Origin of the sequence: Staphylococcus sp. 11511212 (genome assembly GCF_011394755.1) — a bacterium.
Lineage (GTDB): Bacteria > Bacillota > Bacilli > Staphylococcales > Staphylococcaceae > Staphylococcus > Staphylococcus chromogenes.
On record NZ_JAANBQ010000017.1, the window covers coordinates 100,486 to 116,051 of the forward strand.

General features: G+C 38.1%; 16 protein-coding genes, 1 pseudogene and 1 riboswitch. Of the genes and pseudogenes, 7 read left to right on the plus strand and 10 right to left on the minus strand.

Annotated features, from left to right (window positions below; genetic code table 11):
- Positions 1-16: 16 nt before the first annotated feature.
- The 3 genes and pseudogenes from G8Y84_RS10600 (at position 17) to G8Y84_RS10610 (ending at position 3,377) form a co-directional block, all read left to right on the plus strand.
- Positions 17-1,084 (plus strand): MupG family TIM beta-alpha barrel fold protein, encoded by a 1,068-nt coding sequence (locus G8Y84_RS10600; RefSeq protein WP_165806347.1) that lies wholly within the window; start codon positions 17-19, stop codon positions 1,082-1,084.
- A complete protein-coding gene (gene murQ / locus G8Y84_RS10605; RefSeq protein ID WP_037574924.1) occupies positions 1,065-1,952 on the plus strand; it encodes an N-acetylmuramic acid 6-phosphate etherase in 888 nt (295 codons plus the stop codon). Before G8Y84_RS10600 ends, murQ begins: the two co-directional genes overlap by 20 nt.
- 16 nt (positions 1,953-1,968) lie before the next feature.
- A pseudogene (locus tag G8Y84_RS10610) lies at positions 1,969-3,377 on the plus strand (PTS transporter subunit EIIC).
- 251 nt (positions 3,378-3,628) lie between these two features.
- Here G8Y84_RS10610 and G8Y84_RS10615 read toward each other — a convergent pair.
- Positions 3,629-5,020: an amino acid permease gene (locus G8Y84_RS10615; protein WP_105963171.1), complete on the minus strand. Its 1,392-nt coding sequence runs from the start codon at positions 5,018-5,020 to the stop codon at positions 3,629-3,631.
- A 330-nt stretch (positions 5,021-5,350) separates the two neighbouring features.
- On the opposite strand from G8Y84_RS10615, the gene G8Y84_RS10620 reads away from it, so the two are divergent.
- The 3 genes from G8Y84_RS10620 to G8Y84_RS10630 are packed head-to-tail and all read left to right on the plus strand — an operon-like array spanning position 5,351 to position 6,758.
- Positions 5,351-6,178: a formate/nitrite transporter family protein gene (locus tag G8Y84_RS10620; RefSeq protein ID WP_165806348.1), complete on the plus strand. Its 828-nt coding sequence runs from the start codon at positions 5,351-5,353 to the stop codon at positions 6,176-6,178.
- A gap of 56 nt (positions 6,179-6,234) precedes the next feature.
- Positions 6,235-6,573 (plus strand): hypothetical protein, encoded by a 339-nt coding sequence (locus G8Y84_RS10625; protein ID WP_165806349.1) that lies wholly within the window; start codon positions 6,235-6,237, stop codon positions 6,571-6,573.
- Between the two features lie 2 nt (positions 6,574-6,575).
- Positions 6,576-6,758 carry a hypothetical protein gene (locus tag G8Y84_RS10630; protein ID WP_037574936.1) on the plus strand — a complete coding sequence of 61 codons (183 nt, stop codon included), beginning with the start codon at positions 6,576-6,578 and terminating at the stop codon, positions 6,756-6,758.
- Between the two features lie 103 nt (positions 6,759-6,861).
- Here the strand turns inward: G8Y84_RS10630 and G8Y84_RS10635 are convergent, their stop codons facing one another.
- The 5 genes from G8Y84_RS10635 to G8Y84_RS10655 form a co-directional block, all read right to left on the minus strand.
- Positions 6,862-7,053: a hypothetical protein gene (locus G8Y84_RS10635; RefSeq protein WP_107360552.1), complete on the minus strand. Its 192-nt coding sequence runs from the start codon at positions 7,051-7,053 to the stop codon at positions 6,862-6,864.
- Complete coding sequence (locus tag G8Y84_RS10640; RefSeq protein WP_107360551.1) at positions 7,050-7,694, minus strand: HAD family hydrolase; 645 nt, start codon at positions 7,692-7,694, stop codon at positions 7,050-7,052. Before G8Y84_RS10640 ends, G8Y84_RS10635 begins: the two co-directional genes overlap by 4 nt.
- Before the next feature lie 62 nt (positions 7,695-7,756).
- Complete coding sequence (locus G8Y84_RS10645) at positions 7,757-8,587, minus strand: VOC family protein (RefSeq protein ID WP_107360550.1); 831 nt, start codon at positions 8,585-8,587, stop codon at positions 7,757-7,759.
- Between the two features lie 71 nt (positions 8,588-8,658).
- Positions 8,659-8,928: a hypothetical protein gene (locus G8Y84_RS10650; RefSeq protein ID WP_037574945.1), complete on the minus strand. Its 270-nt coding sequence runs from the start codon at positions 8,926-8,928 to the stop codon at positions 8,659-8,661.
- 310 nt (positions 8,929-9,238) lie between these two features.
- A complete protein-coding gene (locus G8Y84_RS10655; protein ID WP_037574947.1) occupies positions 9,239-10,186 on the minus strand; it encodes a bile acid:sodium symporter family protein in 948 nt (315 codons plus the stop codon).
- A gap of 180 nt (positions 10,187-10,366) precedes the next feature.
- On the opposite strand from G8Y84_RS10655, the gene G8Y84_RS10660 reads away from it, so the two are divergent.
- Positions 10,367-10,897, plus strand: coding sequence for a hypothetical protein (locus G8Y84_RS10660; RefSeq protein WP_165806350.1), 531 nt, complete (start codon positions 10,367-10,369; stop codon positions 10,895-10,897).
- A gap of 164 nt (positions 10,898-11,061) precedes the next feature.
- Here the strand turns inward: G8Y84_RS10660 and G8Y84_RS10665 are convergent, their stop codons facing one another.
- From G8Y84_RS10665 to G8Y84_RS10680, 4 genes are all read right to left on the minus strand, one after another.
- Positions 11,062-11,559, minus strand: coding sequence for an SRPBCC family protein (locus G8Y84_RS10665; RefSeq protein ID WP_165806351.1), 498 nt, complete (start codon positions 11,557-11,559; stop codon positions 11,062-11,064).
- 113 nt (positions 11,560-11,672) lie between these two features.
- Positions 11,673-12,983: a Na+/H+ antiporter NhaC family protein gene (locus tag G8Y84_RS10670; protein ID WP_105965508.1), complete on the minus strand. Its 1,311-nt coding sequence runs from the start codon at positions 12,981-12,983 to the stop codon at positions 11,673-11,675.
- Positions 12,984-13,073: 90 nt separating this feature from the next.
- Positions 13,074-13,171, minus strand: a riboswitch (SAM riboswitch).
- 45 nt (positions 13,172-13,216) lie between these two features.
- Positions 13,217-14,347, minus strand: coding sequence for an amidohydrolase (locus tag G8Y84_RS10675; RefSeq protein ID WP_037574955.1), 1,131 nt, complete (start codon positions 14,345-14,347; stop codon positions 13,217-13,219).
- A 9-nt stretch (positions 14,348-14,356) separates the two neighbouring features.
- Complete coding sequence (locus tag G8Y84_RS10680) at positions 14,357-15,523, minus strand: SulP family inorganic anion transporter (protein WP_324837668.1); 1,167 nt, start codon at positions 15,521-15,523, stop codon at positions 14,357-14,359.
- Between the last annotated feature and the right edge of the window lie 43 nt (positions 15,524-15,566).

A 15,566-nucleotide genomic window follows, 5' to 3' on the forward strand; every position in this document is an offset into this window, starting at 1 on the left:
TAAAGGAGGTCTTAGTATGCTAGGTTTTTCAGTTTATCTGGGCAAACCCTTCAACAACGACTACATCCAAAATATGTTGAATTTAGGATTTCGAACTGTTTTTACGTCTATCCAAATTCCGGAAGAACAAAATCATCATTCTCGACTTTTTGAGCTTCAAACTTATTTAAGCGCTTTTGATACAGCGTTAATAATTGATGTGAATGAATCGTTAATTAATGATACACTTTTTAACCAACTCTCACAGTTCGACACGATTCGTTATATTCTTCGTATTGACGAAGGGGCTACGCCGTCATTAATCCAACGCATTTTAAATCATGGACACCTCTGTTGCATCAATGCTAGTACCGTGTCTGAACAATTTTTAATCCAACTTCAAACCTATCCAGAACTTCAGTCTCGCCTCATCTACTTACATAATTATTATCCAAGGCCAGATACGGGTTTAAGCCGCGCTTACTTACAATCTCAAAATGCGCGCATTCGTCACTACCATCCGAATGCGTCAATTTACGCCTTTATTAGTGGTGAGGATTATCGCGGTCCTTTATATGAAGGACTCCCCACGTTAGAATCTTTGCGTCAAACAGAACCGTGCCTTTCCGCACTTATTATAAAACAGATGGAAATCGATACAATTCTTGTTGGAGATCCCTATATTTCTCAAATAACGGCTCAAAAAATGTATGACATGATTGTACATAATCATTTCAGGTTACATTGCCATTTACATTCTAATGCAGACAGAACGCTCGTCCTTCAAGAACATGTTGTTCGACCTGATTGCGCAGCTCATGTCATTCGTTCAAGAAATTCACGAACGCATGTCTCTGAAACAATTGCGCCAACCAATATCCAACCAAGAGCAAAAGGCACTATTACTATAGATAATCATCTGAACGGCCGCTATATGGGAGAACTACAAATCACTAAAATTAATCTTAAACCTCATCCTCATGTCAATGTGGTGGGAAGTCTCACAAAAGAAGCGCTCCCCTATTTAAACTTTTTTAATGCATCAACACGTTTTACATTTGTTGAAACACTAGAGGAGGATGTTCATGAAACAAAATACAACTGAAACACGCAATACTAAATCTGCACATTTAGATGAAATGACAACACAACAAATTCTTCAGCTCATGCATCAAGAAGATCAAAACATACCCGATGTTATCGCTACGCAGTTTAATACTATCCAACATGTCATTGAGACTGCTGCCAGCGTGTATTTAAATGGCGGAAAAATTATTTATATAGGAGCTGGGACAAGTGGGCGTCTTGGTGTATTAGATGCGGCAGAACTCGTGCCTACATTTAATGCAGATCCGAAACGCTATTTTGGACTCATTGCTGGTGGAGAAAAAGCCCTCACTCAAGCTATAGAAGGCGCTGAAGACCATCGTCAACAAGGCGCAGATGATTTAGCTTCAGTCGGTTTAACAGCACAAGACCTTGTGATTGGGATTGCCGCAAGTGGAAGGACGCCGTATGTCGTCGGTGCCCTTGCATATGCCCAATCACTTGGTGCTCAGACGGCTACGCTCAGTTGTAATGCACAAGCTCTCATCAGTCAATATGCCCATTACGCCATAGAAGTTCCTGTAGGTCCTGAAATTTTAACGGGCTCCACACGTTTAAAAGCGGGAACGGCTCAAAAAATGGTGTTAAATATGATTTCGACAGCCACGATGATACGTATCGGTAAGGTGTATGACAATCTTATGATTGACGTTCAGGCAACGAATGAAAAACTCGTCTCCCGTGCCATTGGAATTATTCGAACCATTACACATTTGGATGAACAGGAGAGCACAAAGCTTTATCACCAAGCGCATCAAAACATAAAAGCAGCGATTGTCATGCACTTCAAATCCATTTCTTATTCTGAGGCACAACAGTTACTCAGCAGTCATCAGGGAAATGTAAAATCCGTTATCAATGCTTAAAAAGGGGTTGGACATCATGTCAAAGGAAAAACGTATTGCACAAGAAATTTTGACGCAAGTCGGTGGGATAAACAATATCAATTCTATTATTCACTGTATGACGAGAGTCCGTTTGGATATACGCCATGAAAATAAGGTGAATATGGAAGGACTCAAACAGATTGAAGGGGTTTTAGGCGTTGTACAAGATGAACGTCTTCAAATTATTGTCGGTCCCGGAACAGTGAATAAAGTCGCACAAGAAATGGCTAAAACGTCAGGGGTTAAATTAGGTGAACCTATCCCCCTTCATGATCAATCCACACTGGAAGCAAACACTAAAGCCAAATACCGCACCCCCCTAATGCTTTTACACGTTTTGCTAAAGTGATTTCGAATATTTTTATCCCTCTTATCCCTGCTTTTGTAGGTGCTGGATTAATCGGTGGAATAGCGGCTGTATTAAATAACTTTATTGCTGCTGGAACTATCCAAGCTGAATGGGTTAAACAACTCACGCTTGTTTTCGATATCATTAAAAATGGCATGCTTGCCTATTTAGCTATTTTCACAGGATTTAACGCAGCACGTGAATTTAATGCGACGCCTGGGCTTGGAGGTGTAATTGGCGGAACGACCTTACTAACAGGCATGCCTGAAGATCATCCCTTACCTAATATTTTTACAGGAGAAGGCTTATTGCCAGGACAAGGGGGCATTATTGGCGTCATTTTAGCTGTGTGGATTTTAAGTCTAATCGAAAAACAACTCCATAAAATCATTCCTAATGCGATAGACATTATTGTTACACCGACGTTAACACTACTTTCAGTCGGATTATTAACTATATTTATTTTAATGCCTGTGGCAGGTTGGGTTTCAGATGGCTTAGTCGGGATTGTTAATGGTATTATCGAGCATGGAGGCATTTTAAGTGGCTTTTTGATTGGTGCTTTCTTCCTTCCATTAGTTATGTTTGGACTCCATCATATTTTCACCCCTATCCATATTGAAATGATTAATCAATCTGGGGCCACTTATCTTTTACCTATTGCAGCCATGGCAGGCGCAGGTCAAGTAGGCGCATGTTTAGCCCTATGGTTTAAAAGTAAGCGTAATCCTATTTTAAGAAATGTGCTTAAAGGTGCCTTACCTGTTGGCTTTTTAGGTATCGGTGAACCTCTGATTTACGGAGTGACCTTACCTTTAGTTCGTCCGTTTTTCACCGCATGTATCGCCGGTGGGATTGGCGGCGCTGTCATCGGTGGCATTGGCGGGATTGGAGCAAGTGCAATTGGGCCGAGTGGCCTCTCTCTCCTCCCTTTAATTACGCATCAAATGTATTTAGGCTATCTTGCAGGATTATTCGCGGCATACATTAGTGGATTCGTACTAACCTATGTATTTGCCTCAAACAAAAAATTGATAGATCAATTTGGTAAATAAAGTTGTATTATCAATAGACATGGATGAACTTTACCAAGGATCATAAAAAGATTAAATACAAAAATGACACTCAACACGAGAGGAAACGCGCACTTAAAAGCCATCAAAATTTATGTACAGATAAATTTTGATGGCTATTTGAATGCAAGTAAAAACCGCTTTAAATCGCAGTTATTCTAAATCTAATCACTTCCACAAAAAAACTGCCCACAAAGTCTAACACTTTGTGAACAGTTTTAATAGATTAGTTTCTATAGTTTGAATTTCTCTTTACTATGCTTATGATAGCCCTTCATAAAGAAGAACAATGCCATAAATCCTAAAAATACGAATCCAATAATAACAGAAACGCGTGTTTCTACATTGATAACCATACCAATAAGCACGAGCACTAAAAAGGCAATAGTTAAATAATTTGAAAATGGTGCAAATGGCATTTTAAATGGGTGATTCTCGATTTTTTCAGGGAATTTTCTTCTGAATTGAATATGACTGAATAAAATCATAAACCAAGGAATCATACCCGGTAAAATTGAAGCACTGTAAACATATACGAAAATGTTTTCTGCGCCATCAATAATCATTGGTAAAACAATATTTAAAATAACCCCAACAAAAATACCGATTGAAACGGCTAATACCGTATAGAAAGGCACACCGTTTTTCATGACACGTGTGAATATTTTAGGTAAGTGTCCATTTTGTGCAAGCGTAAAGATCATACGACTTGAGCTGAAAATACCAGCGTTACAACCTGACATTGCTGCTGTAATCACAACAAAGTTAATTAAACCAGCTGCAATCGTAATACCCACTTTTGCAAAAGTTGCTACAAATGGGCTACCTAAATCTTGTAATTCATCCCATGGATAAACGGTTACAATTACAAAAATCGCACCTAAATAGAAAATAAGAATACGCCAAATGACCCCATTTACCGCACGTTTAATATTTTTTTGTGGATCTTTTGTTTCTCCAGCCGTAATACCAATAAGTTCTACACCTTGATAAGATCCAATAACAATTGATAATGCAAAGAAAAATCCTAGAATACCATTAGGTAAAAATCCACCATGCGCCCATAAATTACTTAAACCAATCGGATTGCCTCCATTGCCTAAGCCGAAGAAAATGAGTCCAAACCCTGCCACAATCATTAAGATAATTGTGACAACTTTAATCGTAGCAAACCAAAATTCAAATTCACCAAATGCTTTTACAGATACGGCATTCGCTGCTGCTAAAATGACAACAACAATGACGCCCGGAATCCAAGTCGGTAGCTCAGGCCACCAAAACTTCATATATTCTCCCACAGCAATAACTTCGGACATCCCTACGACAATCCATTGGAAAATATTTGCCCATGCTGTCACATAACCTGCTACGGGATGTATGTAATCTGTTGCATAATTCGCAAATGATCCTGTCGTCGGATAAAGATAAACCATTTCCCCCATCGCACGCATGACTAAAAATAGGAAAATACCGGCGATTAAATACGCGAAAATAACCGATGGTCCGGTCCAGGCAATAGTGCTCGATGCCCCCATAAATAGGCCTACGCCAATCGTCCCACCAAGTGCGATCATTTGTATTTGTCGCGAACTCAGCCCTCTGTGTAATTCTTGATTATCTTTCATGATAACTCCCCATCTCCTTAATATAATAAGGGTCTTTCTGTTTTTTTGTCATGACGCTATTATACTACAATTTTCAAATGTGAAAAGTGATTTTTCTAAAATAATGTAAGCACTTTCATAAAATAGTTTTATTCTACCTAATAAATCTTTCTAAACGCTTATATCCTTTGTCTCTCTATGAAACCAATTATGTAAGCGCTTTTATATAATATTATTCACTTGCACAAACATAAAACCTTTGTTCAAACACCAAAATATTTTGTGAACGTATTCACAAATAATGCTTTTGCAAGTATACTGTTTGTATGATTGCGTAAGGGATTGATGATAATGAATGATAAAAATATCAAATGGGACAAAATTTTTTATGGGCGTGCATGGATCGCAAATATTATCGATACAATTCAAACGAAAGATATTTTGCAAAGTTTTTACTTTAAACGCTATTTACTACGCGCGATGATGGCTGGATTTATTATTAGCATTATTGCGGTTTTTGTTTTGATGGTAAAGGCGACGTTTGCTCCTGATTTAGGCTCAGGATTAGTCAATATGATTGGCGCCATCACATTTAGCTTTGCATTAGTACTTATCTTATTTACGAATTCTGAACTCCTCACAAGTAATTTTATGTATTTTACTGTTGGGTTATATTATCGCTTAATTCGCCCTATTCGAGTGTTTAAAATTTTTATGCTTTGCTTTTTCGGTAACATTATTGGCGCGTTTGTACTTTTTGGTTTAATGCGCTTCAGTGATATTCTCTCTCCTGAAATGTTAACCTTGCTTGATAAAACAATAGAAACAAAAGCGGCCTATACTTTTCAAAATATCTTTATTCGGGCAATTTTCGCTAACTTTTTCATTAATATTACACTAGTGATTGCTATGCAAATAGATGATATTTTCGCTAAAATGTTTGTCATGATGTTTGGGGTTACAATCTTTGCGTTTATGGGATATGAACATGTCATTTATAATGCTTGCTTATTTGTAGGAGGCCTATTCTATCAGACAGAATCATTGACATTAGTTCCTGCCCTCAAAAATATTGTCGCTGCTTTTCTCGGTAATTACGTAGGTGGCGGCCTCATTATCGGTTTATTTTATGCCTATTTGAATGACCATGGGCAATTTAGGGCACATCGTATTAAATAAAGAGTCCTTCATCTATGTTATAATAGCTAAAAAATGAGATGCGAAGGAGTTTCAATATGGATAAACAGCGATGTATTCGGGGTGCTATCATTGCGGTTATACTTGGAGTCTTATATTATGCTATGCAAAGCTTTAATACTCAAAATGACATTTATGCTTTAATCATGCGTTCAATTCTGTTGGCTACTGTGTTTTTTGTTTTATATATGCTTACATTTAGCTTATTGAACAACGCTTCCAGAAAACGCCAATATGGCCCTCCATTAATCGTCTGCGTCATTCTCGGCCTCTTAATTGGGAAGGTCTTGAACTATCCCTTCGTGGGTCTGATTATCGGGATTTTCATCGCCCTCATTATTGGTTATTTTATTGGAAAGATGCAAAGGAGACCTTAATGATGTCAACACAAACACTAGGTATCATCATGATCATTTTACTGCTCTTAAGTTTTATTCCTAATGTCTTTATGTTATACAAAGCAAATAAGGAAGGAACCCCTGCGACACGTTTTAAATTAATGGTAGGTGTGGATGCAATTTTACTTGTATTAGTCATAGCCGCCATCGTTCTTTTCTCATAAAAATAGCGGCTTGGGAACTTTCCCAAGCCGCTATTTTTATCATCTATGTCATTGTAAATGAAATCCACCGTTGAAAAATGTGCGCTACGTCTTCTTCGCCTATTTATATTTTTCCTTGTAATAAAAAATAATACACTAAAGACGCAAGGATACTATAAAGTACTAGGCCCACAATACAAGACGTCATATGCACACGAAAAGGAATATGGCGTTGGAAGATAGGGGCAAGCACAAGGTTACCTATCACAATAATCAGAGGCGCAACGATAAAAAAGAGAATCATTTCTAAACTCATTGCGCGACTCCATTAAAGAATTGGTCTATGACTTGTGTTAAATCTATATCTTTAGCTAAGAGCTCAAGTGAGGAAAAATCACTAACTTCCGTCATAGGATTCGTATTAACAATCACATCTAGACCTGCAGTGGTGGCTGCAGTGGCTCCATTGATCGAGTCTTCAATAGCTAAGCAATGCGTTGGACTAAAGTTTAAATCCTGTACCGCTGATAAATATAAATCCGGTTCAGGTTTGACCGCTTCAACATCTTCACGTCCTTTAATCACCTGAATATAATCACCAATACCTAATCGATTGATGAGCGGTTCAATGTCTGAACGTGCACTACTTGTCGCAACCGCCATCGGAACGTGACGTGCATGTAGTTGCTCCATGAGCGTTTTAACCCCCTGCCTTAAAGGAAGATGCCTTGCATGCTCGTGATGTTCTTGATAAATTTTAGCCACTTTTTCCTCGCCAAAAATCTCAATTAAATAGTGATGCAACGCTAAAGCACGTCCTCCAATATTAGACCTATAGAAATCTATCGAAATGGGCTTTTCCTTCGCTTTTTCAAGATGCATATTAATGACATCAAATAAATGTTGCTCTGTATCAATAATCGTGCCATCAAAATCAAAAATTACCGCTCGGTACATAAAGGGGCCTCCTTAGTTGTCGTTTTCATTTAGTGTAACAAATCTGACACCCGCATTCACGTTTATTCAAAACCTGGTTCTACTGTCGCAAATTCAAACATAATATGATTTTGGCGATAGTAAAGTGATTCAAACCATTTTCTATCAATCAATCCTGAATGACGGCCAGGCAAGTGGTCATGCTTTTCAATAATTTTAGGCAGTGCTTCTTTTGTTGTCGCAATCGCATGATGGTGGACATATCCACGACCAGGTCTTACATTCGGTCCGTCTTTTTGAATGACGACGATATCACTGTATAAACCATCATCAACGAGCGTAAACGTATGTTCATCCATATTTGAACGTTCATGATAGTCTAAATGTTTTGAAAGATAATTTAAAGTTGAGTCTATATCTTTAACATGAATCTCAATAGGACCCATTCCTAAAATTTGATATTCCTCTGGGATGTCTGAAGCTGTAGGATTGCCCCATTCTTGTGGCAAGGTATAATCATCATTAGCAATCATGACAAATGATAGTGACTCTGGATCGTCAAAATAGAGCGCATCTTGATGCATATAGGTGCCACGTTCGATATGATGCGCTTTATCTTGTAATCGTTTTTCAAAATAATCTAATGCTTCGCTATTACGCACAAGTAAGCCTATTCTCGCAATCATATTTGTGCCTTTACGCATCATACCTGCAAGGGGTAATTCAAAAAAGGTTAACAGTGTACCAGGTGTACTTTTATTGTCACCGTAGAAGATGTGGACCATATCATTATCATCTTGGTTCACGGTTTCTTTGACTAATTTTAACCCAAGGACGTCTAAATAAAATGCCTTATTGTCGTCAATATTTTTAGTATACATAGAAATATGATGATGACCTGTAATTTTTGACATACATATCACTCCTAAGTTCTTTTTTTGAGTATACTTTTTATACCATCAATTTTCAATTCCCTTGCTTACCGTTATAACAACATGAAAAAACAAGTTAATCCAATGAGAATAATGGAGCATGGAAAAGCCAATGTTTGAATTAACCTCACTTTTCTCATGGAGAGATGTGCTTTCATCAACCACGTTTCCATTATAAAATTGACCAACGTTAATAATATCGTTAATGTGATAAGCAATTGAAATCCATTGTCAAACTGTTTGACGAACCCGAACGAAAGTACAAGCATCGTCATAAAAAGCGTCAGTGTAATAAAATAATGATTTAAAATTTTAGTCACCATCTCGTTCACTCCTTTCAAGAATCATGCGTCATCAGTTAAATGATTTTTATATCGAACCTATTTTTAGAGACTTTAATGATGACTTGTACCCAATAATTTAAAAATATTTTCGCACAACCTAAATCAAAAGTAAAGTTAATCTAAAAAGATGATAAAGAAGCGAGAAATTGTTATTGAAAGTGATATATCCTCATGAGCGTTTATCAAGATTTATGGTTTTTGCCACTCACACATTAAAGGACCGAAACACTCACATGTTTCGGCCCAAAAAATATATTTCATTGTGCGTACAGCTCAACGCACGGTGAATTTATGTTGTTTCTAATTGTTTCTGTTGCTTTTCAAATCTTGCCGCCCAGAATTTGGCAAGCGTTGGTCCTGTTAAGCAGTGAATAAAGCTGAACACCGCACCAGGGACTGCTGCCAGTGGATTAAAATGCACTGTCGCTAATGAGGTTGCTAAACCTGAATTCTGCATTCCCACTTCTATTGATAATGTCTTTTTATCTTCATAAGACAATTTAAAAATATGTGCAAGAAGATAACCTATAAAATATCCCAATAGATTATGTATGATCACGACAATAAAAATGAGTACGCCTGTTTCAATGATGAGCGCCTTGCTATTTGCTACGACGGAGCCTAAAATTAATGAAATGGCTACCACCGAAACTAAAGGCAAGATATCATCTGTTTTTTCAGCAGCTTTATAAAATAGACGCTGGATGATTAAGCCGATAATAATTGGGATGAGGACGACCTTAGCCACTGAGCCAAACATACTCGAAAACGAAACATTCATCCATTCATGCGCCATTAAAAACATAAGTGCTGGTGTCACGATAGGCGATAAAATAGTAGAAACAGAAGTGACTGCAACGGATAACGCCACATTGGCTTTTGCCAAATAACTAATGACATTACTCGACGTTCCACCTGGGCAACACCCCACTAATAAGACTCCTATCGCAACTTCAGGGGGAAGTTGAAAGGCTTTTACGATAATATAGGCGAGGAGTGGCATAATTGAGTATTGTAAGAGCACACCAATAATTACGGGTTTTGGGTATTTAAATACTATTTTGAAATCTTCTAATCGAATAGATAATCCCATTCCTAACATCACCACTCCTAATAGATAAGGAATCCACGGTGTAAAACTTGAAAAAGCACTCGGCATCACAAAGCCGATAAAACTGGCAATGAGCATCCAGATTAAAAATGTTTTTGATGCGAATTGTCCGATTTGTCGTAGCATAGCTGTCACCTCTTAATTATTTTAATATTCAGAATATTAACACAACAAAAGCGTGTTGACAATACAATTTGATGAAATAAAATCGAGACCTTTTTAAGTTTACGCCTTTAGACCTAATGCTTTTTATAAGAGTGAGTGCTAAAATGAACTTAATAAACCATAGTTAAAAGAGGAATCGTAATGCTTATTGATAAGTTAGAAGACTATTCTATTCAAATTGCAGAATTAAATCGTCGCAAAATTCGTCGCCAAATCGAACATTTATTTAAAAACGTAAATTTACCTTCTCCTTTGCAACATGAATTTTATAAATCACAAAAAGCATATATACTCCGTGTACATATTCAAAAACAAGCCCTTCCATACTTGTTGAGCTTTCTCAGTTTCCATCGTATAACAATTTATCAAGTGATTCGAACTAAATTCGAAAACGAACTCTTCGCCATTGATCAATTAGCCCATATCGAACGCCGGTTTGATTTTTATATTGATGGGTTAACTGACCCGTTCATAAAAGATAAAGTGATTGAAGTGTTACATCAAGGGACCAAGCTCCAAATGAAATATACACTCCGAAAAAATGTACTTTCCCTAACGTCAACGCTTGAAGACGTGGGGGCTATTTTAAGTCTTTTAAGCCGACATCATATTGATATTTATCAAGCTTATGCCCCGTCCCAACCACAAGCACATATCACGCGTATTTCATAGCTATCACCTTCATATCACAACACTTTTTGGACAGTCTAAGCGCCTAGGACACTCTAACTTAAATAATGTTAAATAGCCATCAAAATTTACGCTCTAATAAATTTTGATGGCTATTTTTTGCTATTTAAATCAGGTTTAATGCATCAGAAATGATGCATTCTTGATTAATCTATGGGTTGTTCTTCTATATATTTTTGCATCGTATCGAACATATTTTCAAAACCATGCACCATACTGTCGTGATATTCTTTCTTTTTTTGCTTATATTCGAGTTGGGTCAAACGACGTTCTTTCGGAATTTCACTTTTATAGTAAAACGTCATTTGCGTAATGCCAGGACTACGTTCTTCAAAGTAGACTTCAATATCGTCTTGTTGATCGCTAAAGTCTGGCATTTGAATCGTTAACGCCAACTCTTCACCTATAACAAGATGCTTGTACACGCCTTCAATACGAACGGTTTTACCTTGACGTTGATCAATAATCTGATATTGTCCGCCTACAATGGGTTCACTTTCAACACTTCTATTTGTTCGAGATGTTGTCATAAACCAATGACGTAATATTTCAGAATCTGTCCATGCTTGATATGCAAACTCTGGTGTCGTTTTTAATAATCGGACGATTTTAACTTCGACCCATTCATTTTGCGTGTTTTTCATGGTTACTCTCCTCACTTTAAAACCATTTCTGGTATGCCATACACTGTAACGCACGGCGTTTATTTTTAAATGTACGTTCAATTCTCTATATGTCTAACATAGCACATTTCATCTTAATTCGAATGTGATTTGTTTTTTAGTCTTGGTAAATTAAAAATAATCGCCACAATACCACATAACGCTAACATCACAGGATAGATAGAATATGGGACTAACATCACAGGAGAAATGCCTGCAACTCCCGCTGCTGCAATCAATTGCGGGCTATAAGGGACAAATCCTTGCCATGCACTTCCGAAGATATCTAATAGGCTCGCAGATTTACGCCGGTCAATTTGGTATTCGTCTGCGATATCTTTTGCAAGCGGACCCGACATGATAATCGAAATAGTGTTATTGGCTGTAGATATATCTGCCACACTTACAAGACTCGCAATCCCGAATTCTGCACCACGACGAGTTTTGATTTTGCTTTTTACTTTATACAATAGCCAATGAATACCGCCATGGTGTTCTACTAAACCAATCATGCCTCCAATTAATAAAGCAATGATGGCAATATCCTCCATCCCGACAATTCCTTCTGAAGCCGCTTTTAAAAAGCCTGCAAGCTGAAACGAATGGTCTGCGATACCAATGACACCAGATAAAATGATGCCTGCTAATAAAACGATGACAACATTAATGCCGATGAGCGCCAAAATGAGCACGAGAAGATAAGGTATGATTTTGATGAAATTATAATCATAACTTTGGCCGTGATGAACATGATTGCCGTGGGTCAAAAACCATAAAATAATAATCGTTATGATTGCTCCAGGTAATACAATGCGAAAGTTCACTTTAAATTTGTCTGCCATTTGTGTGCGTTGCGTTCTAACAGCCGCAATTGTAGTGTCTGATATCATAGACAGATTATCTCCAAACATTGCGCCTCCGACAACTGTCGCCATCGCTAAGGCAGATGGGATGTCTGTCGCTTGGCTCAAACCAAAACCGACCGGCGCAATCGCCGCCACTGTTCCAACAGAAGTTCCCATAGAAATAGAAACAAACATACAAATAATAAATAATCCAACGATGAGTAAATTTTGCGGAATCATCGATAATCCGAAATTAACGATAGATTCTACGCCTCCCATCGCTTCAGCCGTTTTAGAAAAGGCACCGGCTAAAATAAAAATAAACATCATTAGAATGATATTCGGATGTCCCGCACTTTTCGCAAAAATTTCGACTTTATCTGTAAATTTTTCTTTAGGATTCATGACTAACGCAATGATGACGCCTACAATCGCAGCGACATTCAGCGGCATAAAGGTAAAGTCTTTTGTAATAATACCTGCGCCTAAAAAGATACAGATAAATACAACCAATGGGATTAACGCCCAACCGCTTGCTTGCTCTTTTATTTCTTTAGACATTATAATCTCCTCACAAAATTTAAGGTCAAACGCTAATAGTGTGGCATGTGTACAATCACTATTAGGTCTGACCTATTTGATGAATTGAACTTCTTATCTTTAGCCATCTGTGCTTCTGGAATTGGCACACGCACAATCATGTTGCCGAAGTTTCAACGGGCCAGTCCCTCCACTTCTCTTGATATGAAGTATTTAATTTTCCTGTTAAACTTTACACGAATTTAGGCGATTCGTCAATTCGTGCCGTCTTCTAAGAGGCGATTTACAAATGCTTCAAAGTAATCTGGAACACGCTCTAAAATACGTTCATCCGGATTGAATTTTGGATGATGCAATGCAAACTCACTTTCAGAGCCAATCATCGCAAAATAGACAGGTGCCACTGTTTGATAGCCTGAAAAGTCTTCTCCAATCGTTAAAGGACGTTCGAGTTCAGAGGCCTGGTAGCCCACATCTTGAGCGGATTGCATGGCCATTTCATGTAGTTCCGGCGTATTGTTCACAGCCTGTGTAATCGTTTGATAATCTAAGTCAATGTCTACTTCATACTGCTTTGCAACACCATCACAAATTGTGCGCATACGTTTAGCGACATTAGATTGGACCTCTGTTTTAAATGTGCGTACCGTTCCTTCCAACATGGCACTATCCGGAATGACATTCCACGTTTGTCCGCTATGCACTTGACCTATTGTGACTACCGCTTCTTCAAATGGCGCTGTATTACGGCTAACAATAGTTTGGAAACTTTGAATTAATTGTGCTAACACAACCTGAGGATCTTTAGCGTCTTGAGGCATCGCAGCATGTGCCCCTTTCGCTTGAATGTGAATACGAAATCGGTCGACATTTGAGGTCATAAAGCCTGGTTTGGCTTGCCATTCCCCTATTTTCAAAGTAGGATCATTGTGAAAACCAATAATCGCTTTAGCGCCCTCAAGTAGCCCCGTATCTACAATTCTTTCTGCGCCAAATCCAACTTCTTCTGAGGCTTGAAAAATCAACCGTACACGACCCCTTAGCGACGATTCACGTGCTTTTAATTTCATTGCTAAACCTAATATCGCCGCCATATGGACATCATGGCCACAGGCATGCATCACGTCTTTCGTTTTTGAAGCAAATGACAATCCAGTTTGTTCATCAATCGGGAGTGCATCAATATCTGAGCGCACTGCGACCATAGGTTCTCCTGATCCGATTTCTGCAACAATACCTGTTGGTAACGGAAGATTCAAAACACGAATTTGCATCTCTTCTAAAATTTCTTTGAGTTTTTCAGTCGTCTGGAACTCATCATTCGAGACTTCCGGATGCGCGTGAAAATAGCGTCTCCATTGTACCAATTGTTGAATATCTGTCATTTCGTCCACCTACTTTCTTATGTATCGAATAATATAAAATAGAAGGGTCCCTATTAAAACTCCTAACGCGAGATTTTTAGTCCAAATAATCAATATCCATGTAAAAGCCATGAGACTTAAATCCTTATAGCGCTTTCTTTTTATGAGTTGTTTCGTTTGCCGATCAAACGTACCAAACGAAATCGTCACGAGTACCGTTGCTAACACAACGATTGGGATTTGACCTACTATATCTCCTAAAAACACTAAAAATAAAAGTATCGTAACGCCCGTCACTAAGGTAGATAAGCGAGAGGTCGCCCCCATTTTGTAATTGAATTTGGATTGTCCAACGAGCGCACTACCGCCAAGTCCACCAAGTAGTCCGAGAGTAGCATTGGCAATACCTTGCGCCATAGATTCTTTACGTTTATCACTTGGATTCCCCGTCAAATCATCCATCATTTGTGCGGTCAAACTTGTTTGAATTGTTGCAACCACAGCTAACATTACCCCAAACAGAAGAATATCTAAGAAGTGTTGAGGTATGATAGAAAGATGAAAAGGTGCAAATTCGGGTAAAATAAATTTAATTTTTGCAAGATCTTCCACTCGAACAATATTAGGTTTTAAAAGCATACTGATAGCCGTTAAAATCACGATTGAAACAAGTGTGGCGGGTACTTTTCGTGTCCATTTCGGTACTGTATAAATAATCATAAAACTCATCACTGCAAAGAGATAAGTTTGTAGATTTTTACCAAATATATGTGGGAGTTGCGACGTTAATAATAAAAAGCCTAATGCATTCATAAACCCAATGACAATAGGTTGCGGGATATAGGCAATAACTTTATTTAATTTCAAAAAGGAAAGACTTATTTGAATTATACCCATTACAAGTGTCGCCCAAGCAAGCACATATATATCATCACGCGTTGTGACCATAATGGCAACGAGCGATACGCCACTACTCGGCGCTGAGACCATCAAACGTCGGTGTCCAAATATACTCATGATGACCATCATGAGTCCTGTGCTCATCATCCCAATCATTGGACTCACACCTGCAATCAGCGCAAAAGCTATCGCCCCTGGGACCATGGCTAATGCGACTAAAACGCCTGCAAGGCTATTGGCTTCGTATTGACCTTTCCATGATTTCATATATGCTACGACTGCCCCATGATTACACACTCCCTCCCCCTCATTCTCTATTTCATTGTATCAAAGTAAGTTG

Coding starts and splice junctions, on each gene's coding strand:
- G8Y84_RS10600 (WP_165806347.1), top strand. CDS start 17: ATGCTAGGTTTTTCAGTTTATCTGGGCAAACCCTTCAACAACGACTAC.
- murQ (WP_037574924.1), top strand. CDS start 1,065: ATGAAACAAAATACAACTGAAACACGCAATACTAAATCTGCACATTTA.
- G8Y84_RS10615 (WP_105963171.1), bottom strand. CDS start 5,020: ATGAAAGATAATCAAGAATTACACAGAGGGCTGAGTTCGCGACAAATA.
- G8Y84_RS10620 (WP_165806348.1), top strand. CDS start 5,351: ATGAATGATAAAAATATCAAATGGGACAAAATTTTTTATGGGCGTGCA.
- G8Y84_RS10625 (WP_165806349.1), top strand. CDS start 6,235: ATGGATAAACAGCGATGTATTCGGGGTGCTATCATTGCGGTTATACTT.
- G8Y84_RS10630 (WP_037574936.1), top strand. CDS start 6,576: ATGTCAACACAAACACTAGGTATCATCATGATCATTTTACTGCTCTTA.
- G8Y84_RS10635 (WP_107360552.1), bottom strand. CDS start 7,053: ATGAGTTTAGAAATGATTCTCTTTTTTATCGTTGCGCCTCTGATTATT.
- G8Y84_RS10640 (WP_107360551.1), bottom strand. CDS start 7,694: ATGTACCGAGCGGTAATTTTTGATTTTGATGGCACGATTATTGATACA.
- G8Y84_RS10645 (WP_107360550.1), bottom strand. CDS start 8,587: ATGTCAAAAATTACAGGTCATCATCATATTTCTATGTATACTAAAAAT.
- G8Y84_RS10650 (WP_037574945.1), bottom strand. CDS start 8,928: ATGGTGACTAAAATTTTAAATCATTATTTTATTACACTGACGCTTTTT.
- G8Y84_RS10655 (WP_037574947.1), bottom strand. CDS start 10,186: ATGCTACGACAAATCGGACAATTCGCATCAAAAACATTTTTAATCTGG.
- G8Y84_RS10660 (WP_165806350.1), top strand. CDS start 10,367: ATGCTTATTGATAAGTTAGAAGACTATTCTATTCAAATTGCAGAATTA.
- G8Y84_RS10665 (WP_165806351.1), bottom strand. CDS start 11,559: ATGAAAAACACGCAAAATGAATGGGTCGAAGTTAAAATCGTCCGATTA.
- G8Y84_RS10670 (WP_105965508.1), bottom strand. CDS start 12,983: ATGTCTAAAGAAATAAAAGAGCAAGCAAGCGGTTGGGCGTTAATCCCA.
- G8Y84_RS10675 (WP_037574955.1), bottom strand. CDS start 14,347: ATGACAGATATTCAACAATTGGTACAATGGAGACGCTATTTTCACGCG.